Raw genomic sequence first — 20,694 nt, forward strand, 5'->3', positions numbered from 1 at the left:
AAATGGTTGCTGCCCCGTTCGGGGCGGATGTTGCTTCTCATGTGGGGCTTTCGGAACGGCCGCGCAATCTTTTGCGCCAGCGCCCGAAACACTCGTCAGGCAAGCGCCCCGGCGAGCGGCGCCACGTCCACGCTCACGTCCATCTTCTGCGCGCCGGCGCCCAGCACGATGCCGTCGATCGGCGCGATCTCGGCATAATCGCGGCCGATCGCCATCACGATATGGTCGCTGGCCATCCAGATGCCGTTGGTGGGATCCACGCCGATCCAGCCCAGCACCTCGCCGCACCACAGGAGCACCCAGGCATGGGTGGCATCCGCGCCGACCAGCCGCGGCTGGCCGGGCGGCGGCAGCGTGCGGATATAGCCGGAGGCATAGGCGGCGGGCAGCCCGGCGGCGCGCAGGCCCGTTATCATGATCTGCGCGAAATCCTGGCACACGCCGCGCCGCTTCGCGAAGGCCTCGTGCGGGGGCGTGTCGACAAAGGTGGCCGAGCCGTCGAACTCGAACTCGCGCTGGATACGCCGGGCAAGGGCGATGGCGGCTTCCAGGCAGGGACGATCGGGATCGAGATCGGGCGCACACCAGTCGGCGATCGCGCGATCGAGCGGGATCAGCGGCGAGGGGAACAGATAGGCGGCGGGGCCGGCCGGCGACGGATCGCGGCTGGCGCGGGCCGCGGCTGCGATCTGCGCAAGGCTGGGGTCGGCGGGCGAGGGGACGGGGACCAGCCGGTCCACGACCATGCGGCTCGCGCTTTCGATCACCAGGTGGCGCACCGGCTCCTCGATCACCAGCCGCACGACGTTGGCGAGCCCCGCCTCGGCCCGCGCGGGGGCGGTGCGGCCGGACGGGCTGATCGACAGCCGGTATTCCTCCAGCCGCTGCCCGGACCAGAAGATCGGCTTCAGCCGGAGGTTGCAGCGCGCGAAGCGGACGGCGCTGCCGTAATCGAAGCGGGTGATGTGGCGGATGTCGTAGATCATGCCAGCGTCAGCCCGGTGGCGCGCAGCGGGTCCGCCCCGTGCAGGAAATACCGCCAGGCGACGAGTTCGGAGAGGCGGAACAGCCGGCGCTCCACGGTGTCCAGCGCTTCCTCGTCCAGCGCGCCGGCGGTGGCGGTGGAGATGGCGGCGACCAGCTTGGCCGCCTGTGCCTGTTGCGGCTCGTCCATGCCGTCGTCGCCCAGCACCGGCAGCGCGCGCAGATGCTCGCAGACCGCGGCGATCTGGAAGGCGAGGCTGCGCGGATTGTTCGGGTCCAGCGCGACGAGATCGACCACCGGCACCCGCGCGATGCCGGTGAGGTAGCGCTGGCGGTAGCTGATCTGGCTGTTGGCAAGCTCCAGCAGGGTGGACAGATCGTCGGCGCTGGCCTGCGCCATGCCGAACGCGCGCACCTGCCGCGCAATGGCGATCGCGCGCTCCACCCGCCGGCCGAGGTCGTGGAAGCGCCAGGCGGCGGTGCGCCCCATATGTTCGGCGGAGAGGCCCGACAGCGCGGCATAGCGGCGCTGCAGCGAGCCCGCGCGGTCGAGCAGGCCACCGCGGCTGGGCACCGGCGCGTCGAGCAGGCGGACCATGTCCGCCGACAGCCGGTCGCGCGAGCCCTGGCCGATGCCGCGCGCAAGGGCGTTAATCGCGCGCACCGAAGACCATTGCGGGTCCTCGGCCTCCATCGCGGTGCGGGCGAGCTGGACGAGATCGGCGCGTTTCAGGCTGGCGGGATGCGGTCCGGCGCCCGCGCCGGTGACGAGGCCGACGAGCCTGCCGACGGTGGCAGGCGCCAGCGCCGCGCCGGCATCGGCCTCGATCGAATTGCCCAGCATCACGCGAATGGCCGCCAGCAGCGCCTCGCCGCGCTCCAGATACCGGCCCAGCCAGAAGAAATTGTCGGCAACCCGGCTGGGCAGCGTGCCCGGATTGCGGCGCACATGGATGGAATCGCTCGGCGGGAGCAGCGACACGGGCGCGACGGGCGAGGGACCATGCACGATCACGTCGGCCGACCAATTGCCCTCGCCCATCACGCTGGCGCGCGCGTCCGCCTGTTCGCCGATGCGGGCAAAGCCGCCGGGGAGCACCCGCCAGCCGCCATCGGGATCGCGCGCGGCGAACACGCGCAGGGTGAACGGGCGGGCGACCAGCGCGCGCCCTCCGCCTTCCTGCACGTCCACCGCCGGCATGGTGGACAGGCGAACGATCTCCTGGCCGACATAGTCCTGCGGACGACGCGCCATGTCCGCGGCGAGAGCGCCGCGCTGTTCCGAGGTGAGCTCGGCGCCGAGCGTCGGCCGTCCATCCGGCAGGCCCAGCGGCGGGCTGCCGAAGGCGGGGGCGATCAGCAGGCTGTCCAGCTCGTCCAGCACATGCGCCGCTTCTTTCGGCCCTCCGCACCACCAGGTGGCGATGTTGGGCAGCTTCAGGTCTTCGCCCAGCAGCCTGGTCGCAAGCTGCGGCAGGAACGCGCCGAACGCGCGGCTTTCCAGCACGCCGACGCCCGGCGCGTTGGCGACCACCACCTCGTGCGCGGCCATCGCGTCCACCAGCCCGGGCACGCCGATGCGCGAATGGGTGTCAAAGGCAAGCGGATCGAGCATGCGCGGATCGGTGCGCCGCCACAGCGCGTCCACCCGCTTGAGCCCGCCGATCGTGCGCACGTACAACCGGTCTTCGCGCACGGCGAGGTCCGCGCCCTCCACCAGCAGCAGGCCGAGATAGCGGGCGAGATGCGCCTGTTCGGCATAGCTCGGATCGTACCGCCCCGGCGTGAGCAGGCCGATGCGCGGCTCCACCCGGCGGCAGGCGGCGGCGAGCCCGTCGCGGAACGCGGCAAAGAAGGGCGCATGCCGCTCGACGTTGAGGCGCGACTGCAGCCCGCCCATCGCGCGGCTCACCGCCAGCCGGTTCTCCAGCGCATAGCCGGCGCCGGCCGGCGCGCGCAGCTGGTCGCCCAGCACGCGCCACTCGCCCGTCGGCCCGCGGCCGAGATCGACGGCAAGGAAGCGCAGGTGAAAGCCGCCCGGCGGCAGGAGCCCGGCCATCGGGCGCAGGAAATAGGGGCTGCCCGCGACCAGCGCGGCGGGGATCAGCCCGCGCGCCACCAGCCGCGCCTCGCCATAGAGATCGGCGAGAATGGTTTCCAGCAGGTCCGCGCGCTGGCGCACGCCGGCGGCGATGCCGGCCCATTCGGGCGCGCCGATCAGCAGGGGAACGGGGGAAACGGGCCAGGGCCGTTCCTCGCTGTCCCCCGCCACGCGAAAGCCGGTGCCGATGTCCTCGGCATGGCGCTGCACCCGCTCGCGGGCATGGGCAAGGTCGTCGCCGGCCACCGCCACCAGTTCCTCGAACATCGCGGTCCAGGCCGGGTCGTGCGCTTGGGCGCAGAGCACGTCGCCGGCATGCTCGCGCGCGCAATAGTCGGCGATCCAGCGCGCCGCGTGCGCCGTGGCGTCCAGCAGCGGCAGGGCGGCTCGGGTCGCCATCAGGCGGAAAGGGGCCGCGCTGCGGTCATGAAAGGGGAGGGACCACAATCGCTTCGCGGGCGCAACATGGATTCGCTCGGATGGCGCCGTTGCCACTCGCGCAGGCGGGCGCCCGACCGGCTGCTCGGTCAGAGATCCGGCAGCACCTGCTCCGCCACGCCCCATCCCGCCAGCGCGCGGCTGCCGGCGCGGGCGATCAGTTCGTCGCGGTCGCGCACGCCCCAGCGGCTCGCCCGGTCGATGTCGCGCAGTTCGGTCCAGCTGACCGGCGCGGCCACCGGCGCGCCGGCGCGGGCGCGCGCGGCATAGGGCATGATCGCCGTCGCCCCGCGCTGGTTGCGCAGGTAATCGACGAAGATGCGGCCCTTGCGCTTGGCCTTGCTCATGTTGGCGACGAAGCGCTCGGGCTCGGCGCCTTCCAGGGCGCGGGCGAAGCGCTCGGCGAAATCGCGCACCGCCGGCCATTCGGCGGCGGGGGTCAGCGGCACGATCACGTGCACGCCCTTGCCGCCGGACAGCATCGGGAAGGTGACAAGGCCGAGCTCGGCAAGGTGGTTCTTCAAGTCCTCCGCCGCTTTCTTCGTGTCCGCAAAGTCGAGCCCTTCGTCCGGGTCGAGATCGAAGACGAGGCGGTCGGGCTTCTCCAGATCGTCCACGCGGCTGCCCCAGCCGTGAAATTCGATGGTGCCCATCTGCACGCAGGCGACGAGCCCGTCGGCATCGTCCACCCACAGATAGTCCTCGGTGGAGCCGTCCTTCTCCCTGACCGGCACCTGGTGCACCTCTTCGCCGAACGAGCCGGCATCGTGCTTCTGGAAGAAGCATTTCTTGCCGCGCCCCTGCGGGCAGCGAACGAGGCTGATCGGGCGGCGGCCGGCCCAGGGCAGCAGGAGCGGGGCCATGGCCGCATAATAATCGGCGAGATCGCCCTTGGTGACGTCCGAGTCCGGGAAGATCAGCCGGTCGCGACTGGACACCTTCACGTGCACTTCGGGCGCAGCGACCTCCGCCACGGGGGCGGGGGTTTCGACCACCACGTCCGCCGCCTTCTTGTCGCCGCGCAGGCCGAGGAAGCTGGGGTGGCGCAGCACGCCGTCGGGCGTCACCTCGGTGAAGGCGATCTCGGCGACGAGCCTGGGGCTGATCCAGTGCGCCCCGCGCACCGCGGCGCGCGGCGCCTGCACGGTGGCGGTCTTGCGCTCCAGCTGTTTCATCCGGGCGGACAGGTCGTTCATGGTTTCGGTATCGAACCCTGTGCCGACCTTGCCGGCATAGCGCAGCTCCCCGTCCTCATGCACGCCGAGCAGCAGGGAGCGGAACCCGCGCGACTTGTCCGACGGGGTCCAGCCGACGATCACGAACTCCTGTCGTTTCAGGCACTTGATCTTGAGCCAGTTCTTCGTCCGCTCCGACTTGTAGGGTGCGTCCGCCTTTTTGGAGACGACGCCCTCGAATCCCTCGCGGCACATGGTTTCGAACAGCTGCTCGCCGGAGCCGAGGATGTGCTCGGCGAATTGCAGGCGCGGATCGATGCCCTTCACCACGGCGCGGAGGCGTTCCTTGCGCTCGAGGTTGGTCAGGGGCGTGAGGTCCTCTGCGTTGCGGGAAAGCAGGTCGAAGGCGAACAAGGTCATCTCGCCGCCGGACGAGATGGCGTCCTTCAGCGTCGAGAAATCCGGCCGGCCATCCTTGAAGGCGACGATCTCGCCGTCGATCAGCGCGGTGCCGTCGATCTTCGCGGCCGCCTCGGCGATGCCGGGGAACTTGTCGGTCCAGTCGAGCCCGGAGCGGGTATGGACCCTGGCCACGCCGTTCGCGACGGCGACAAGCGCGCGATAGCCGTCATACTTGACCTCGTGCAGCCAGGCGCTGCCGGTGGGCACGTGATCCACCAAGGTGCAGAGCTGGGGCGGGGTGAAGGCGGGCAGTTTCGATCCTCCCCGCGCGGAGCGGGGGGAGGGGGAGCGCGGAGCGGCCGGTGGCGGAGCGGTATTTGCCTTCGGAGGGCGCGATACCCCTCCACCACTCGCTGCGCGAGCGGTCCCCCTCCCGCGCCGGGGGAGGATCTTTGGAGATGCGCCTTCCTCGATCTCCGCCATCGTGCGCCCGGTGGCGACGCTGGTGAGCGCCGTTTCCACCAGCGTGTCGGTGCCGCCCGCGTCCGCATCGGCGATCTTGCGCAGCAGCCAGTTCTCGTTCTTTTCGCGGCCGCGCGGCTTCAGGCGGATGAGCAGCCATTCGCCCTTCATCCGCTCGCCCTCCAGGACGAAATGGAGATGGCCCTTTTCCAGGTCGCTGGCCGACTTGCCCTTGATCGGCGACCAGGTGCCGCGATCCCACAGCATCACCGTGCCGCCGCCATATTCGCCCTTGGGGATGGTGCCCTCGAACGTGGCATAGCCGAGCGGATGATCCTCCGTGCGCACGGCAAGGCGCTTTTCGTCGGGGTCGAGGCTGGGGCCGCGGGTGACGGCCCAGCTCTTCAGCACGCCGTCCACTTCCAGGCGGAAATCCCAATGCAGGCGGGTGGCATCGTGCTTCTGGACGATGAAGCTGTTGCCGTGCCCCGGTTCGAGCGTGCCGGCGGGCTCCGCGGTCTTGGAGAAGTCGCGCTTGGCGTTGTAGCGGGCGAGGGGGTTGTCCATCACTCGCCTCCCGCCAGATGTGCTCCCGCGAGGGCGGGAGCCCAGGCTGGGTTCCCGCCTTTGCGGGGACCCAAGGGAGGGAGATCAGGCACGTTTCCTCGCCGGAGCTTTCTTCTCCTCGGGCGCCTTGGCCGGCGCCTTCTTCGCCGCCGTCTTCTTCGCCGTGGCGGTGCTCTTCGCGGGAGCCGCCTTCGCGTCGGGCCGTTCCATCGACTTCTTCAAGGCCGCCATCAGGTCCACCACGTTGGAGCCGGAGCGTCCGCCGCCCTCCTCCTTGTCCTCGATGATCTTGCGGCCCTTCGCCTTGCGCTTCTCCTCGACGAGGTGCTTCAGCGCATCGACATAGCGGTCGTGGAACTCCTGCGGGTCGAAGGCGGCGGACTTGCGGTCGATCAGCGCGGTGGCGAGATCGAGCAGCTCGGGGTCAGGCTCCTCGTCGGGAATCTCGCGGAAATAGCCCTGCGCGCGGTGCACCTCGTCGGCATAGCGCAGCGTTTCCAGGATCATGCCGCGCCCGCACGGCTTCAGGCTGACGATATATTCGCGCCCGCGCATGGCCAGCTGGCCGAGCCCGACCTTCTTCGCGCGGCGCAGCGCCTCGCGCAGGACGATGAACGCTTCCTCCGCCAGATCGTCGGCGGGCACGACGAAATACGGCTTCTCGTAATAAAGGACGTCGATCTCGGAGGCGTCGACGAACTGCGTGAGCTCCAGCGTCTTCTTGGACTCGAGCTTCACCGCGTCGATCTCGTCCTGCTCGAGGAGCACGTACTCGCCCTTCTCGAACTCGAAGCCCTTGACGATCTCGTCCGTGTCGACCGGGCCGATGCCGGGCACGACCTTTTCATACTTGATCCGCTTGCCGCTGGGCTCGTGGATCTGGTGAAAGGCGATCTGCGCGCCGGACTTGGTGGCGGAATAGATTTCCACCGGAATCGACACCAGCGCCAGCCTGATCTGTCCCTGCCAATAGGCCCGCGCGGCCATGAACTGCCTCCTTCCAGGGAGCTTGTTGCGAAGCCGATTCAATCCTCAGCGCGCGGACTCGTTCCGTTCCGCAAAGAAGCGGCGGAGCTGGTCGATGACGGCATCGGGCTGCTCCTCCGGAACGAAGTGGCCGCCGGGCAGCGCGGTGCCCTCCACGTCCTGCGCCCAGCCGCGCCAGGCGGCGAGCGCGTCCTTGCCCTTCAGCGAGCCCTGTTCGCCCCATAGAACGAGAAGCGGCGCCGCGATCTTCTGCCCGCGCGTTTCCTCGTCGATGCCGCGGTCCACTTCCCAGCCGGCGCGATAGTCCTGGCACCAGCCATGGATCGCCTCCGGCGTGGCGCAGGCGATATAGTCGGCGACATGATCCTCCGGAAAGCGGGCATGTTCGCCGCCCTGCTGCCCGAGGATGTAGCGGACGAAGAAGGCGGGATCGGCGCCGATCAGCCGTTCGGGCAGCCCGCCGGTCTGCGCCTGCATCGGCCAGTGCCACATCCTGGCGGCGGCTTCGGCATCCATGTCGCGCCAGACATCGGCGGTGGGCACGATGTCGAGCACCGCCACGCGGCTGACGGCATCTGGATGATCGAAGGCGAGGCGGTAGGCGACACGCCCGCCGCGATCGTGACCGGCGACGGCGAAGCGATCGAAGCCCAGGGCGCGCATCGTCGCCACCTGATCCAGCGCCATCGTGCGCTTGGCGTAGAGCGCGATGTCGTCGCCCGCGTCGGGCTTGTCGCTGCGGCCGTAGCCGCGCAGGTCCGGCACGACGACGGTGAAGTCCTGCGCCAGCGCCGGGGCGACTGCTGCCCAGCACATCCGGGTCTGCGGCCAGCCATGAAGGAGAAGGAGCGGCGGCCCGGAACCGCCCACGGCGGCGTCCACGGCGATGCCGTGGCCGGGCAGGCGGCGGTGCTCGAAGCCGGGAAAGATCGCGTCGGTCATCGGCGGGGAACGAACGAGCGGCCGTGCCGGTCCCTGTCCACCCCGCCCGTTTTGCGCTATGCGCGCGCGGATGACCGATCCCTTTCAGCTGTTCGACGCCTGGTTCGCCGAGGCGCAAGGCAGCGAGCCCAACGACCCGAACGCCATGGCGCTGGCGACCGCGGATGCCGCCGGCCGCCCGTCCGTGCGGATGGTGCTGCTGAAGGGCCACGGGCCGGACGGCTTCGTGTTCTACACCAACCGCGAGGGCCGCAAGGCGGGGGATCTGGCGGAAAACGCGCAGGCGGCGCTGCTCTTCCACTGGAAATCGCTGCGTCGGCAGATCCGTATCGAGGGTCCGGTGAGCCTTGCCGGCGAAGCGGAAAGCGATGCCTATTTTGCCAGCCGCGGGCGCGACTCGCAGCTCGGTGCCTGGGCTTCGAACCAGTCGCGACCGCTGGACCGCCGCGAAACGTTCGAGGCGCGCTTCGCCGAGGTGCAGGCGCGGTTCGAGGGCGGCGATGTGCCGCGCCCGCCGCATTGGGGCGGCTATCGGGTGACGCCGACCGCCATCGAGTTCTGGCAGGATCGCGCGCACCGGCTGCACGAGCGGCGCTTGTTCACCCGCGACGGCGATCGCTGGAACGAAGGGTTGCTGTTCCCGTGACGGGGGACGAACGCCGCCGGCTGATCCCCTTTGCCGTGCGCGCCGCGCTGGCGAGCGTGGCGATGGCGAGCTTCCTGCTGCTGCTGAAAGGGTTCGCTGCCTGGCACACGGGCTCGGTTGCGATGCTGGGCTCGCTGGCGGATACAGGGCTCGACCTGCTGGCGAGCCTGGTTACCCTCTACGGAGTGAAGGTGGCGGCCGAGCCGGCCGATCACGACCATCGTTTCGGCCATGGCAAGGCGGAGGCGCTGGCGGCGCTGTTCCAGGTCGCACTGATCACCCTGTCGGCGGCCGGCATCGCCTGGCGCGCGGTGGAGCGGATCGCCAATCCGGGCATCAGCGAGGATGCGGAGTTCGGCATCGGCGTCTCCGTCGTCGCGATCGCCGCCACGCTGGTGCTGCTGGCCTATCAGCGCAGCGTGATCCGCAAAACCGGATCGGTCGCGATCATGGCCGACAACGTGCACTATCAGTCCGACGTGCTGCTGAACCTGTCGGTGATCGCCGCCTTGGTGCTCGATCAGTTCGTGGGGCTGCACGGCGCGGACCCGATCTTCGGCATCGCCATCGCGCTGTGGCTGGCGTGGGGGGCGTTTCAGGCCTCGTCCAACGCGATCGACCAGTTGATGGACAAGGAATGGTCGGAGAGCGAGCGGCGCGACTATATCGAGGTCGCCGCCAAGCAGGAGGGCGTGCGCGGCATTCACGATTTCCGCACCCGCCATTCGGGCAGCCACCGCTTTGCGCAATTCCACATGGAGGTGGACCCGGCCATGTCGGTGTCCTCCGCGCATCGCATCGTGGAGCGGGTGGAGGGCGCGCTGCAGCACGCCTTTCCGCGGGTGGAGGTGTTGATCCACCTCGATCCCGAAGGGCATGTGGATACCGACAATCCGCTGGTGGAGGCGGACGTGACGCCGCACTGGTTCGGCAAGCGGCTGTAGGAGACCGGCGTGAGAATCCCCTTTGCCCAGATCGATGCCTTTGCCGACGCGCCGTTTGCCGGCAATCCGGCGGCGGTGATGCCGCTGGCCGAATGGCTGGACGATGCCGTCCTCCAGTCGATCGCCGCGGAGAACAACCTGTCGGAAACCGCCTTTCTGGTGCCCGACGCGGAAGGCACGGCCGACTTCGCGCTGCGCTGGTTCACGCCCACCAACGAAGTGGCGATGTGCGGCCACGCGACCCTGGCGAGCGGGCATTTCGTGCTGTTGTCGGACGGCGACCGGCAGCAGGTGCGTTTTTCCACCCGGCAGGCAGGCGTGCTGGAAGTGGCACGTGCGGATGACGGCTATCGCATGAGCCTGCCCGCCTGGGTGCCCGCGCCCAGGCCGCTGCCCGAAGTGCTCGACGCGTTGGGCGTGTCCGGCGCGGTCGAGACCTTGTGGCACGAGAAGCATTATGCGGTGGTGGTGCTGGAGAACGAGGCGGCGGTGCGCGCCGTGGATCCCGATTTCCGCGCGCTGGCGCGGCTGGGCGACTGGCTGGTGATCGTCACCGCGCCGGGCGACCTCACCGACATCGTCAGCCGCGCCTTTGCGCCGGGCGAGGGGATCGACGAGGATCCGGTGACCGGCTCGGCGCATGCGGTGGTGGTGCCCTTCTGGGCCGAGCGGCTGGGTCGCGACCGGTTGACCGCGTCTCAGGCCAGCGCGCGGGGCGGCCGGCTCACCGCCGCGCTGGAGGGCGATCGCGTGGTGCTGGGCGGCACCTGCGCCACGGTGATCGAGGGCACGTTCTTCCTGCCGTGAGCGGATGGCTGTGGGCAGGCATGGGCGCCGGGCTTGCCCTCGCATGCCTTGCCGGATGGCGGTTCTGGCGGCAGCTCGTGTGGATGCGGCCGGCGCCCGCCCGCCTGATCTCGGACGATTACGGCGCCGACGAACAGGCGATAGACCGCGACTGGGCGCAGGTGTCGCCACACGATGTGCGGCTCGGCAAGGAGTGGCGCGCCACGACGTGTCGGGTGGTGTTCGAGGACGAGGACGGCAACGAGCATCGCGCCGACGTGACGCAGCGGCACTGGTATGGCGAGCGGCCGGACACGGCGCTGGTCGTGTGGTACGATCCGCGCGATCCGTCCCGGGTCACGGCCGGGAGCCCCTGGGGCTGGCTGGCGCTGGCGGCCGGTGCGACCGCCGCGGCGGTGGCGTGCGGGTGGTGGCTCCGCTGATCCGCCGGCGAGGCGGGATCAGGCCGCCATCGGCAGGCCGGCGCGCTCGGTTTCCTCGATCCAGCCACCGCCCAGCACGCGGTCCCCGGCATACAGCACCGCCGCCTGGCCGGGCGCGACGCCATATTCGGGCGCGTCGAACATCAGCCGGTCGCCGGTGAGACGTGCCGGCACCGGCTTGGCGAGGCTGCGGACCTTTGCCGACAGCGGCCCATCGGTCGGGCCGAGCAGGTTGAGACCGGACAGCCGCGCCGCGGCGACGCCCAGTGCGGCGCGGGGGCCGACGACGAGCCGCTGCGTTCCCGCATCGAGGCGGAGCACGTAGAGCGGCTCGGCCGTGCCGCCGATCTCGATGCCGCGACGCTGGCCCACCGTGTAATGCACCAGCCCGCGATGGCGGCCGAGCACCCGGCCGGCCTCGTCGACGATCTCGCCGCCGGTCTCCGCCTCCGGGCGCAGCTTCTTGACCAGGGAGGCATAATCGCCGTCCGGCACGAAGCAGATGTCCTGGCTGTCGGGCTTGGCCGCGACGCCCAACCCGAGCTCGGCGGCCAGCTCGCGCACGCGCGGCTTGGGCAGGGCGCCCAATGGAAAGCGCAGGAAATCGAGCTGGCCCTGGGTGGTCGCGAACAGGAAATAGCTCTGGTCGCGGGCCGGATCGGCCGCGCGGTGGAGTTCGGCGCCGTGCGGCCCCTCGACACGGCGGACATAATGGCCGGTCGCCAGGCAATCCGCGCCCAGATCGCGGGCAAGCGCGAACAGGTCGGTGAATTTCGGTCCCATGTTGCAGCGGACGCAGGGGATCGGGGTGCGGCCGGCGAGGTATTCGTCGGCGAACTGGTCGATCACCGTGCTGCGGAAGCTCGATTCATGATCGAACACGTAATGCGCGATGCCCAGCCGGTCGCAGACCGCGCGCGCATCGCGGATGTCGCGGCCGGCGCAGCACGAGCCCGCGCGGCCGACCGCCTCGCCATGGTCGTAGAGCTGGAGCGTGATGCCGATCGTTTCCGCGCCGGAGGCGGCGGCGAGCGCGGCCACCACCGAACTGTCCACGCCGCCGGACATGGCGACGACGATGCGCTTGCCCGCCAGATCGGGCCCGAGCTGGAAATCACCCTGGTTCATCGCCCGCCCACATAGGCGCGCACGGGCCCCTGCGCAAAGTTTACGGAGGTTACGCAAGACTTGCCGGGCGCTTTACCCGGCGTTGACCTCGGCTGCGCTACAGGGGCGATCCCGAGAGTTGGTGTGAGTGGCCTTGCTTGGATCTCAGTTTCTTCCGCTTCGAGGCAGAGCCTCAGGTCACGGCCCTGCCGCCGGACCTGGCGGTGATGCTGGTCGGCGTCGCGGCGCGGCAGGCGGTGAGCCCCACCGCCCGCGTTCAGGCGCTGCTGACGCGGCCGGTGGCGGTTGCCGGCCGCTTCTGCCCGGCGGACGGCGCCTTCAACGGAACGGTCGCGGCCATGCTGCGCCGGTCCTCGGGAAGCGGCGATCAGGGATCGGAAAGACCTGTGAACCCGCTGTTTACCGAGCCGCTTTAGCCGGCGTTCAAGCCGCGGAGCATAGGGTCGTTGCAGAACAAGAATGAACGGGGCCCCCGCCCCGATCGAGGACAAGAATGATCGAGAACCAGAAGATCCGCCCTGCCAAGGTCATCGGTCCGCTCGGCGAGCCGCTGACGCTGGACTCGCTGCCCCCGCCCGATACGACCCGCTGGGTCGTGCGGCGCAAGGCGGAAGTGGTCGCGGCGGTCAATGGCGGCCTCCTGACGGTGGACGAGGTGTGCGATCGCTATGGCCTCACGGTGGAGGAATTCGCCGGCTGGCAGCGCGCGATCGACCGTTCGGGCATGCCGGGCCTGCGCGTGACGCGCATCCAGCATTACCGCTCGCTGTACGAGCGTCAGCAGAAATACTGACCCGGCCGCCACGGTTCGCCGCAACGAGGATACGGGTCCGGAACAAACTTACTTTGTCAAGCGTCCTGCTGACATGGCCCGGCCATTTCGGGTGCGCAACGGAGGCAGGAACATGGGTATCATTCTTTGGCTTATCATCGGCGGCGTCATCGGCTGGCTCGCCAGCATCATCATGCGCACTGATGCGCAGCAGGGCATCTTCCTGAACATCATCGTCGGCATCGTTGGCGCCTTTATCGGCGGCCTGATCATCAACGGCGGTTCGATCAACAATTCGGGTCTGACGGTGCAGTCGTTCCTGGTGTCGCTGCTGGGTGCGGTGATCCTGCTGGCGATCGTCAACCTGGTGCGTCGCGGCTCGGTCCGCTAAGCTTTTCAGGCAAGCGCAAAAAGGGCCGTCCGGGATGCCGGGCGGCCCTTTTTCTTATGTCCGCTATTGCAGCAGAAAGCGGACGGAGAGCGTCACCGTCACGTCCGTCTCGCCGGCCGCGATCTGCGTGTCGGCGCGGGGCGCGGCGGCCATGCGCACCATCGGCATCGGCGGGTTGGGCGAGCCGCCGCGATCCTCGCCGCTCTCGCTGATCGACACGATGCGGGCGACGCGCAGGCCCGCGGCGCGGGCGTAGAGGTCGGCGCGCGCGCGGGCGCGCTTCACGGCATCGGTGCGCGCCTCGTCCAGCGCCGCATCGGGCTGGTCCAGCGACAGGTTGGGGCCGTCGATCTGGTTCGCGCCCTGCGCCACCAGCGCATCCAGGATCACGCCGGAGCGGGCGACGTCGCGGAAGCGGACGGACACGCTGTTGCGCGCCTGGTAGCCGGTGATCGCCGGCGCCTGCCCTTCGGTGTAGCGATATTGCGGCTCCAGCCCGACCTGCGCGGTGGCGATGTCGCGCGGGGCGACGCCGGCCTTCTTCAGCGCGGCCAGCACGCCGGACATGCGCTGCGCATTCTCCGACAGCGCCGCCGCGGCGGTGGTGCCCTGCGTTACGACGCCGGCGCGAATCGTCGCAACGTCGGGCGTGCGGACGGTGCGGCCTTCCGCCGATACCTCGAGCAGCGTGCCGTCCGTCGGGGGCGGCACGGGCACGGTCTGGGCCATGGCAGGCAGCGGCAGCGCCAGGACGAGCAGGGCAAGAGGGGCACGCATGGTCGGTCTCCTTTCAAGTTTCGGCCTCGCAATGACCGAACAAGGCGCAACGTTTCCTGAACAAGTCGGATGAAGCCGCGCTCTCAACTGCAATGCCTCTCCACAAAATCTTGGCAACAGGGCGGCAATCCTTGCGAAATCGGCCCGAAACGGGCATGGCGACACGGGGCAGTTGGGCACTTGAGGCAAGTGCCTTATTCATCTAATACAGCACGAACGACAGGGGTGCGGCCTGAATGGGCCGGGACGGGGATGTGGCACGGATGAACTACGAGGCGGCACAGATCGGCAGCGAGCCCAGGTACGAGCTGACCGGCCCGGAAACCCCGCGCCGGCGGCGGCGCTGGGTGATCGCCGCGGTTGTGGTGATCGTGCTGGCGGCGCTGGCCTTCTTCTTCCTGCGCGGGGGCAAGCACGACGGGGGGAAGGCGGGCGCTCCGGCGGCGCAGCGCGGCGGCGAGCAGCTGCCCAGCGTCAGCGTCGCGGTGCCCGGCCGGCATCTGGTGGCGCGCGTGGTCACCGCCACCGGCAACCTTGCGGCACGTCGCGAAATGCCGGTGGGCGTGGCGGGCGAGGGCGGCATGGTGACGCGCGTGCTGGTGGAGCCGGGCCAATGGGTCGGCGCGGGGCAGGTGCTCGCCACCGTGGATCGCCAGGTGCAGGCGCAAACCGCGCAGAGCCTGGCCGCGCAGATCAACGTCGCGCGCGCCGATGCCGAGATCGCGCAGCAGGAATATGAGCGCGCGCAGCAGCTGGTGGACCGCGGCTTCATCTCCAAGGCCGACCTGCAGCGCAAGGGCGCGACGCTGTCGGCGGCGCAGGCGCGGGTGCGGGTGGCGCAGGCCAGCCTGTCCGAGCAGCGCGCCCGCAACGGCCGGCTCGACATTCGCGCGCCCGCCGCCGGGCTGGTGCTCACCCGCTCGGTGGAGCCAGGCCAGATCGTGTCCTCGGGCTCGGGCGCCCTGTTCCGCATGGCCAAGGGCGGCGAGATGGAAATGCGCGCGCAGCTTGCCGAAGGCGACCTTGCCGGCATGCGGGTGGGCGCGCAGGCGAACGTGACGCCGGTGGGCAGCAGCAAGGCGTTTCCGGGCCAGGTGTGGCAGGTGTCGCCGATCATCGATCCGCAGACCCGCCAGGGCATTGCGCGCGTCGCGCTGAAATTCGCGCCGGAGCTGCGTCCCGGCGGCTTCGCGCAGGCGGCGATCAAGAGCGGCGCGGCCAATCTGCCGCAGCTGCCCAACTCCGCGATCCAGAGCGACGCGGCGGGCAATTACGTGTATGTGATCGGCGACGGCGACAAGGTGGTGCGCCGTGCCGTGACGGTGGGCGAGGTGTCCGATGCGGGCGTGTCGGTCGCCAGCGGGCTGACGGGCCAGGAGCGCGTGGTGCTCTCGGCCGGCGCCTTCCTGTCCGAAGGGCAAAAGGTGAAGCCGGTCCTGCAGAAGCGCGGCGGCTGAGCATCGGCCCGAAGGAGCACGTGACATGAGCTTCCGCAACATTTCCGCCTGGTCGATCCGCAATCCCACGCCGTCGATCGTGCTGTTCTTCATGCTCACGGTGGCGGGGCTCCTGAGCTTCAGCCGGATGGACGTGAACAACCAGCCGGACATCGACCTGCCGATGGTGTTCATCGCCATCAGCCAGCCCGGCGCCGCGCCGACCGAGCTGGAAAACCAGATCACGCAAAAGGTGGAAGCCGCCGTTCGCAGCCTCGAGAATATCGAGGAGATCAACTCCAACGTCACCGAGGGCCAGTCCACCACGCAGGTGCAGCTGGCGATCGGCACCAATATCGACCGCGCGGTGGAGGACGTGCGCAGCGCGATCCAGCAGATCCGCTCCGACCTGCCCGACGGCATCCTCGAGCCGCAGGTGATCCGCATCAACACCAGCGGCAACGATCTCGGCAGCTTTGCCGCGATCGGCACGGACATGACGATCGAGGAGCTTTCCTGGTACATCGACAACACCGTCAGCCGCGAGCTCCTGTCCGTGGCCGGCATGGCGACGGTGAGCCGCAACGGCGGCGTGTCCCGCGAGATCCGCGTGATCCTCGATCCGCTGAAGCTCCAGTCGCAGGGCCTCACCGCAAGCCAGGTCAACCAGCAGCTCCGCCAGGTGAACCTCAACACCGCCGGCGGCCGTGCGGAGATCGCCGGGTCCGAACAGTCGCTGCGCGTGCTGGGCAATGCCAAGAACGCCTATGAACTGGGCCAGACGCAGATCGCGGTGGGCGGCGGGCGTACCGTGCGGCTCGCCGACCTGGGCCGGGTCCGCGACCTCTATGCCGAGCAGCGCTCCTCCTCCGAACTGGACAAGCAGCAGGTGCTGTCGTTCGACTTCCAGCGCTCCAAGGGCGCGTCCGACGTCGCGGTCTACAACGGCGCGGTGGAGAAGCTGAAGGCGCTGGAGAAGCGCAATCCCAAGGTCCACTTCCAGCTGATCGACAACGAGTCGGTCAAGTACACCGAGGACCAGTATCATTCCGCGATCGAGGCGATGATCGAGGGCGCGCTGCTCGCCGTGGTCGTGGTCTACATCTTCCTGCGCGATGCCCGCTCGACGGTGATCTCGGCGCTGGCCATCCCGCTGTCGGCGATCCCGAGCTTCTGGTTCATGGACCTGCTCGGCTTCAACCTGAACCAGATGACGCTGATGGCGCTCAGCCTGGTGGCGGGCGTGCTGGTGGACGATGCCATCGTGGAGATCGAGAACATCGTCCGGCACATGCGCATGGGCAAGTCCGCCTATCAGGCGGCGATCGACGCGGCGGACGAGATCGGCCTGGCCGTGCTCGCCACCACCATGTCGATCGTGGCGGTGTTCCTGCCGGTGGGCCTGATGCCGGGCGTTTCGGGGCAGTTCTTCAAGAATTTCGGCCTCACCGTGGTCGTCTCGGTGCTGATGAGCCTTGCCGTCGCGCGTCTCGTCACGCCGATGATCGCGGCCTATTTCCTGAAGGCGCACGGCACGCAGGAACATGGCGGCGGGCGCCTGATGGACCTGTACATGCGCGTCCTGAACTGGACGCTGATGCATCGCTGGTCGGCGATCGTCGGCGGCGTGGTCGCGTTCTTCGCCACCATCGCCTGCTTCATGATGCTGCCGCAGTCGTTCCAGCCGGACCAGGACAATGACAGCTCCACCGCCAACGTGGAGATGGTGCCCGGCACTACCCTGGCCGAAACGCAAGGCGTGGTGCGCCGGGTGGCGGACCTCCTGTCCAGGCAGCCGGGCGTGGAGCATGTCTACAGCCGCGCCTTTGTCGGCAACGGGCGCGTCACCGCGCTGTTCGAGGACAAGAAGCCGTTCACCAGCATGGAGTTCGAGCGCAACCTCGCGCCGACGCTGGCGGCGATCCCCGATGCGCGCGTGAGCTTCCGCTCGAGCAACGGCTGGGGCGGCAGCGGCCGCGACCTGACGGTGACGCTGGGCGGCGACGATCCCAAGGTGCTGGCCGATACGGCCAACAAGCTGGTGCAGGAAATGGCCAGGCGCCCCGAACTGGTCGCCCCGCGCGTGACCGGCGATCTCCAGCGGCCGGAGATCACCATCCGTCCGCGCATGGATCTTGCCGCGAACCTGGGCGTGACCACCTCCGCGCTGTCCAACGCGATCCGGATCGCGACGCTGGGCGACATCGATCAGAACAGCGCGCGCTTCTCCCTGTCCGACCGGCAGATCCCGATCCGGGTGGCGCTGGACCAGAATGCGCGCCAGCGGCTGTCGACGATCCAGAACCTGCCGGTGCAGACGGCAACCGGCGGCTCGGTGCCGCTGGGTCTCGTCGCCGAGATCGGTTTCGGCGCGGGGCCGACCAAGATCCAGCGCGTGGCACAGCAGCGCCAGATCACCATCGGCGCCGATCGCGGCCTGGATGCCAAGGGCAAGCAGATCGTGTCGGGCGAGGCGATGAAGATCATCGACGCGCTGCCGACGATGAAGGCGCTGCCGATGGGCGTGACGCGGCTGACGCTGGGCCAGCAGAAGTGGCAGGCCGAGATGATCAGCAACTTCATGGTCGCGGTGGTCGCCGGCATCTTCCTGGTGTTCGCGGTGCTGGTGCTGCTTTATCGCCGCATCCTGCCGCCGTTCGTGAACATGATGTCGCTGCTGGTGGCGCCGCTCGGCGGGCTGATCGGCCTGATGATCTGCGGCATGGCCGTGTCCATGCCGGTCTATATCGGCCTCATCATGCTTGTGGGCATCGTCGCCAAGAATTCGATCCTGCTGATCGACTTCGCGCTGGAGGAAATGACCAAGGGCGTGCCGGTGATGGAGGCGATCCTCGATGCCGGGCACAAGCGCGCGCAGCCGATCGTGATGACCACGGTCGCGATGGTCGCGGGCATGATCCCCACGGCGCTGTCGCTGAACGGCGACGGCTCGTTCCGCGCGCCGATGGGCGTGACGGTGATCGGCGGCCTGACCATCTCCACGCTGCTGACGCTGCTGATCGTGCCGGCGACGTTCAGCCTGGCGGTGGGGATCGAGCGCTGGGTCGGACCGCGGCTCGGCCGGCGCCTGCTCACCTATCGCCCGGGCGACAACGGCGAGCCGGTGGTGATCGACCATGTGCCCGGCGGCGGTCCGCTGCCGGCGCCGCAAGGCAAGCTTCCGCCCGCACCGGCGGAGTGACCGGAGCCGCCGGTCGCGCTGCGGCCATGCTACCGGCCTCGACGCCGAGGGGCGGACGGGGAACGATCCGGCCCGGGCGGCTGTGTCGGGGGGGCAGTCGGGACTGGCCTGGAGCCTCGCCCGGTCGTTGCCGCAGCGAGTCGGAGGCCGGCAAGGCGCTCCGGAGGGTGGAGGCAGGGGCCTTGCTCCGGGGCCCGCCCGTAAACGCGCGCGGGGTGCGCGCATGACGTCGGCCGTGTTCCGAAAAACCGCCGCCGCGACGATCCACCGGGCCCCTGACCCGGCGACCGGCCACCCGCGGGTCGGCGGTACCGGATCGGCAGGGTGGCCGGGGTCAGCGTCTCGGCGGCGGCTCTCGGACGAGGATGGCTTAGTTGCTGTCGCTATCGTCGTCGTCGTCGCTCACCACCGCGACGACCGGAATGGCGATCACGCCGGCGGCGATGATCAGCGCGAAGATGCCGGCACCGCCGAGCACGTTGTTCTTCTTGCCGGCCGGGGTCGAGGCGCGAACGCTGCTGGCGACCGAGAGCGACGCGGCGGGGTTGGTGGCGGCTTCAGCCATCGTCGGGGCGGCAAGCACGGCGGCGCCGGCGAGCGACAGGAGGAAACGGTTCCGGATCATGGGCAAATTCCTTTCGAGAACGCGGAAAGGACACAAAACTGTCTCTGCCGCGCTTCCCGCAACGCGAGCCGCGCAAATAGTTTCCCTGTCAGCAGCGCGAAGATGGTGAACGGCACGACTTTCGCCTTCTCTCGTCCATACAGGTTGAACCATCCGCGGCTTCAGGAATTGTTTCGCACATGAATCCACCTTCCCGAGCGATCCGTCTCAGCGACGCGACCCCGCCCGGGCTGATTCGCATGCGTCTGGTCGCCACGGGGCTGCTGCTCATGATGGCGGCGCTGTTCCTGCTGGCCCGCACGCAACCGGGCGGGCACCCCGCCTGGGGGTTCCTGCGTGCCTTTGCGGAGGCGGCCATGGTGGGCGGGCTCGCCGACTGGTTCGCCGTCACCGCCCTGTTCCGCCATCCGCTGGGACTGCCGATCCCGCATACGGCCATTGTGCCGCGCAACAAGGATCGCATCGGCGACACGCTGGCGACCTTCCTGCGGGACAACTTCCTGATCCCCGGCGTGGTCGCGCGGCGGATGAACCGGCTGGATGTGGCCGCGGCCGCCGGCCGCTGGCTTGCCGCGCCGAAGGATGCCGGTGGCGGCCGGATCAAGCGCGGCGTTTCCCGGCTGTTCGCCAGCTGGCTGGAGGCGTTCGACCCGGAACGGCTCGGCGGCATGGTGAAGTCCGCCATCGGCGGCCGGCTGCGCACCACGGACGTGGCGCCGCTGCTGGGGCAGAGCCTGCGCGCGGCGATGGCGGAGGGGCGGCACCTGCCGTTGCTCGATTCGGTGCTGCAATGGGCCGCCCGTGCGCTGGCCGGCAACGAGCATCTGATCCGCAACATGGTGCATGAGCGCGCCGGCAGCATCCTGCGCTGGACCGGGCTGGACGAGACGCTGGCCAACAAGATCATCGACGGGCTGCAGGGGCTGATCGACGATGTCGCGGCGGATCCCGGCCACCCCTTGCGCCTGAAGGCCGAAGAAAGCCTCGAACTGCTCGCCTATGACCTGCAGCACGATCCCGAGATGCGCGCCAAGGTGGAGGCGTTCAAGGCCGAGCTGATCGACAACCCGGCGATGCAGCGCTGGCTGGACGGCTTGTGGGAGGCGGCCCGGCGCGGCCTGCTGGAGGTCGCGCGCAATCCCGATGCGGCGCTCACCGGCAAGCTGGGCGAGATGCTGCGGCAGCTGGGCGAGACCTTGCAGGCCGACCCCCGCCTTCGCCTCACGATCAACCGTTTCGTGCGCCGGGCGGCGGTGGGCGTGGCGGCGGATTACGGCGACGGCATCGTGCGGCTGGTCAGCGAAACGGTGCGCGGGTGGGACGCGCGGACGATCACGCGACGGCTGGAAAATGCGGTCGGCCGCGACCTGCAATATATCCGGGTGAACGGCACGCTGGTTGGCGGACTGGTCGGCCTCGTCATCCACGCCGTGGACGTGGCGCTTTGATCGCCCTTATCTCGCTCAGGTCGGGATTCGGGTCGAGC

18 protein-coding genes are annotated in these 20,694 nt (G+C 69.4%); 10 read left to right on the forward strand and 8 right to left on the reverse strand.

Annotated elements, in window-relative coordinates:
* Positions 1-95 precede the first annotated feature (95 nt).
* The 5 genes from DVW87_RS15300 to DVW87_RS15320 all read right to left on the reverse strand — a co-directional run bounded on the left by DVW87_RS15300 (position 96) and on the right by DVW87_RS15320 (position 8,058).
* Complete coding sequence (locus DVW87_RS15300) at positions 96-986, reverse strand: transglutaminase family protein (RefSeq protein ID WP_114688666.1); 891 nt, start codon at positions 984-986, stop codon at positions 96-98.
* Complete coding sequence (locus DVW87_RS15305; RefSeq protein WP_114688667.1) at positions 983-3,484, reverse strand: circularly permuted type 2 ATP-grasp protein; 2,502 nt, start codon at positions 3,482-3,484, stop codon at positions 983-985. The genes DVW87_RS15300 and DVW87_RS15305 overlap by 4 nt, the downstream gene beginning before the upstream one ends.
* Before the next feature lie 128 nt (positions 3,485-3,612).
* Positions 3,613-6,129 (reverse strand): DNA ligase D, encoded by a 2,517-nt coding sequence (gene ligD / locus DVW87_RS15310; RefSeq protein WP_114688668.1) that lies wholly within the window; start codon positions 6,127-6,129, stop codon positions 3,613-3,615.
* A gap of 84 nt (positions 6,130-6,213) precedes the next feature.
* Positions 6,214-7,116 (reverse strand): non-homologous end joining protein Ku, encoded by a 903-nt coding sequence (gene ku, locus DVW87_RS15315; protein WP_114688669.1) that lies wholly within the window; start codon positions 7,114-7,116, stop codon positions 6,214-6,216.
* A gap of 45 nt (positions 7,117-7,161) precedes the next feature.
* Positions 7,162-8,058 carry an alpha/beta fold hydrolase gene (locus DVW87_RS15320; RefSeq protein WP_114688670.1) on the reverse strand — a complete coding sequence of 299 codons (897 nt, stop codon included), beginning with the start codon at positions 8,056-8,058 and terminating at the stop codon, positions 7,162-7,164.
* Between the two features lie 70 nt (positions 8,059-8,128).
* Between DVW87_RS15320 and pdxH the strand changes: the two genes are divergently transcribed.
* Genes pdxH through DVW87_RS15340 form a run of 4 tightly spaced genes read left to right on the forward strand, consistent with a single transcriptional unit; the run spans position 8,129 to position 10,877 of the window.
* A complete protein-coding gene (gene pdxH, locus DVW87_RS15325) occupies positions 8,129-8,704 on the forward strand; it encodes a pyridoxamine 5'-phosphate oxidase (RefSeq protein ID WP_114688782.1) in 576 nt (191 codons plus the stop codon).
* Positions 8,701-9,648, forward strand: coding sequence for a cation diffusion facilitator family transporter (locus DVW87_RS15330; RefSeq protein ID WP_114688671.1), 948 nt, complete (start codon positions 8,701-8,703; stop codon positions 9,646-9,648). The genes pdxH and DVW87_RS15330 overlap by 4 nt, the downstream gene beginning before the upstream one ends.
* A 9-nt stretch (positions 9,649-9,657) precedes the next feature.
* On the forward strand, positions 9,658-10,455 hold the full coding sequence (locus DVW87_RS15335) for a PhzF family phenazine biosynthesis protein (RefSeq protein ID WP_114688672.1): 798 nt from the start codon (positions 9,658-9,660) through the stop codon (positions 10,453-10,455).
* Entirely contained in the window at positions 10,452-10,877 is a 426-nt protein-coding gene (locus tag DVW87_RS15340) for a DUF3592 domain-containing protein (RefSeq protein ID WP_147276280.1), read from the forward strand. Before DVW87_RS15335 ends, DVW87_RS15340 begins: the two co-directional genes overlap by 4 nt.
* A gap of 18 nt (positions 10,878-10,895) precedes the next feature.
* On the opposite strand, the gene mnmA is transcribed toward DVW87_RS15340, so the two are convergent.
* The gene (gene mnmA, locus DVW87_RS15345; RefSeq protein WP_114688674.1) at positions 10,896-12,005 is read right to left on the reverse strand and encodes a tRNA 2-thiouridine(34) synthase MnmA; all 1,110 of its coding nucleotides are present in this window, start codon (positions 12,003-12,005) and stop codon (positions 10,896-10,898) included.
* Positions 12,006-12,142: 137 nt separating this feature from the next.
* On the opposite strand from mnmA, the gene DVW87_RS15350 reads away from it, so the two are divergent.
* From DVW87_RS15350 to DVW87_RS15360, 3 genes are all read left to right on the forward strand, one after another.
* Complete coding sequence (locus DVW87_RS15350; protein ID WP_114688675.1) at positions 12,143-12,421, forward strand: hypothetical protein; 279 nt, start codon at positions 12,143-12,145, stop codon at positions 12,419-12,421.
* Between the two features lie 77 nt (positions 12,422-12,498).
* A complete protein-coding gene (sciP, locus tag DVW87_RS15355) occupies positions 12,499-12,798 on the forward strand; it encodes a CtrA inhibitor SciP (protein WP_114688676.1) in 300 nt (99 codons plus the stop codon).
* 112 nt (positions 12,799-12,910) lie between these two features.
* Positions 12,911-13,168 (forward strand): GlsB/YeaQ/YmgE family stress response membrane protein, encoded by a 258-nt coding sequence (locus tag DVW87_RS15360; RefSeq protein ID WP_114688677.1) that lies wholly within the window; start codon positions 12,911-12,913, stop codon positions 13,166-13,168.
* A gap of 63 nt (positions 13,169-13,231) precedes the next feature.
* On the opposite strand, the gene DVW87_RS15365 is transcribed toward DVW87_RS15360, so the two are convergent.
* On the reverse strand, positions 13,232-13,945 hold the full coding sequence (locus DVW87_RS15365; RefSeq protein ID WP_114688678.1) for an SIMPL domain-containing protein: 714 nt from the start codon (positions 13,943-13,945) through the stop codon (positions 13,232-13,234).
* Between the two features lie 263 nt (positions 13,946-14,208).
* Between DVW87_RS15365 and DVW87_RS15370 the strand changes: the two genes are divergently transcribed.
* Positions 14,209-15,402 (forward strand): efflux RND transporter periplasmic adaptor subunit, encoded by a 1,194-nt coding sequence (locus DVW87_RS15370; RefSeq protein ID WP_114688679.1) that lies wholly within the window; start codon positions 14,209-14,211, stop codon positions 15,400-15,402.
* Positions 15,403-15,427: 25 nt separating this feature from the next.
* Positions 15,428-18,583: an efflux RND transporter permease subunit gene (locus DVW87_RS15375; RefSeq protein WP_114688680.1), complete on the forward strand. Its 3,156-nt coding sequence runs from the start codon at positions 15,428-15,430 to the stop codon at positions 18,581-18,583.
* 370 nt (positions 18,584-18,953) lie between these two features.
* Here DVW87_RS15375 and DVW87_RS15380 read toward each other — a convergent pair whose 3' ends face one another.
* Positions 18,954-19,208: a hypothetical protein gene (locus DVW87_RS15380; RefSeq protein WP_114688681.1), complete on the reverse strand. Its 255-nt coding sequence runs from the start codon at positions 19,206-19,208 to the stop codon at positions 18,954-18,956.
* A gap of 179 nt (positions 19,209-19,387) precedes the next feature.
* On the opposite strand from DVW87_RS15380, the gene DVW87_RS15385 reads away from it, so the two are divergent.
* Complete coding sequence (locus tag DVW87_RS15385; RefSeq protein WP_239017941.1) at positions 19,388-20,656, forward strand: DUF445 domain-containing protein; 1,269 nt, start codon at positions 19,388-19,390, stop codon at positions 20,654-20,656.
* The last annotated feature ends 38 nt before the right edge of the window (positions 20,657-20,694 follow it).

The organism is Sphingomonas aracearum (genome assembly GCF_003345355.1).
Lineage (GTDB): Bacteria > Pseudomonadota > Alphaproteobacteria > Sphingomonadales > Sphingomonadaceae > Sphingomonas > Sphingomonas aracearum.

Bases quoted from the DNA above. Each gene is read 5' to 3' on its own strand.
- DVW87_RS15305 (WP_114688667.1), bottom strand. From the start codon at position 3,484: ATGGCGACCCGAGCCGCCCTGCCGCTGCTGGACGCCACGGCGCACGCG.
- DVW87_RS15370 (WP_114688679.1), top strand. From the start codon at position 14,209: ATGAACTACGAGGCGGCACAGATCGGCAGCGAGCCCAGGTACGAGCTG.
- DVW87_RS15385 (WP_239017941.1), top strand. From the start codon at position 19,388: ATGAATCCACCTTCCCGAGCGATCCGTCTCAGCGACGCGACCCCGCCC.
- DVW87_RS15360 (WP_114688677.1), top strand. From the start codon at position 12,911: ATGGGTATCATTCTTTGGCTTATCATCGGCGGCGTCATCGGCTGGCTC.
- DVW87_RS15300 (WP_114688666.1), bottom strand. From the start codon at position 986: ATGATCTACGACATCCGCCACATCACCCGCTTCGATTACGGCAGCGCC.
- DVW87_RS15365 (WP_114688678.1), bottom strand. From the start codon at position 13,945: ATGCGTGCCCCTCTTGCCCTGCTCGTCCTGGCGCTGCCGCTGCCTGCC.
- ligD (WP_114688668.1), bottom strand. From the start codon at position 6,129: ATGGACAACCCCCTCGCCCGCTACAACGCCAAGCGCGACTTCTCCAAG.
- DVW87_RS15380 (WP_114688681.1), bottom strand. From the start codon at position 19,208: ATGATCCGGAACCGTTTCCTCCTGTCGCTCGCCGGCGCCGCCGTGCTT.
- DVW87_RS15375 (WP_114688680.1), top strand. From the start codon at position 15,428: ATGAGCTTCCGCAACATTTCCGCCTGGTCGATCCGCAATCCCACGCCG.
- pdxH (WP_114688782.1), top strand. From the start codon at position 8,129: ATGACCGATCCCTTTCAGCTGTTCGACGCCTGGTTCGCCGAGGCGCAA.
- mnmA (WP_114688674.1), bottom strand. From the start codon at position 12,005: ATGAACCAGGGTGATTTCCAGCTCGGGCCCGATCTGGCGGGCAAGCGC.
- ku (WP_114688669.1), bottom strand. From the start codon at position 7,116: ATGGCCGCGCGGGCCTATTGGCAGGGACAGATCAGGCTGGCGCTGGTG.
- DVW87_RS15320 (WP_114688670.1), bottom strand. From the start codon at position 8,058: ATGACCGACGCGATCTTTCCCGGCTTCGAGCACCGCCGCCTGCCCGGC.
- sciP (WP_114688676.1), top strand. From the start codon at position 12,499: ATGATCGAGAACCAGAAGATCCGCCCTGCCAAGGTCATCGGTCCGCTC.